This window comes from Neisseria sp. P0021.S007 (assembly GCF_051956855.1).
The window spans coordinates 1-449 of sequence record NZ_JBQCXA010001660.1 but is presented as its reverse complement, the minus strand read 5'-3'; the positions used below and the strand labels follow the sequence as shown (position 1 = coordinate 449).

Sequence of the window (449 nt, the reverse complement as noted above, 5' to 3'; positions counted from 1 at the left end):
ACCCAGTCGCTGCCGGAAATCAAAAGCTGCACGGGCGTGGTAATTGCCTGCGCATCGGCGACGACGCGTTCGGCAGCCTCATACAAACCGAGCAGAATGCGCACGGAAATGGCGCGGGCGATCCGCGGATCGTTGTCATAGCTGGTTTGACGCTCTTTGTTATGAGTCAGGTAATGGGCTTTGACGTAGCTGTTGACAAAGAAATTGCCGCGCCATTTCTGCATGATTTTCAGACCGGTGCGGGCAAAAGGGACGTAGAGTTTGACTTTGAATGCGGGCGATGCCAATACGGCGCAGCGGATTTTCGGCGCGTAGTCGTGCAGCCAAGTGGACACCAATACTGCGCCGACGCTTTGCGCGATCACGCAGATGTTTTCGGGCTTGATGCCGTATTCGCTTTGGATGTGGCGGATAAAGTCGTCCACATCGGCAACGGAGGTACCGATACT

At 55.5% G+C, this 449-nt stretch carries 1 protein-coding gene; it reads right to left on the bottom strand.

All coding sequences use genetic code 11. From position 1 onward, the window contains the following. Positions 1-449: serine aminopeptidase domain-containing protein (locus tag ACTHUR_RS20785; protein WP_440400697.1), on the bottom strand; the 449-nt coding region annotated here is incomplete at both ends.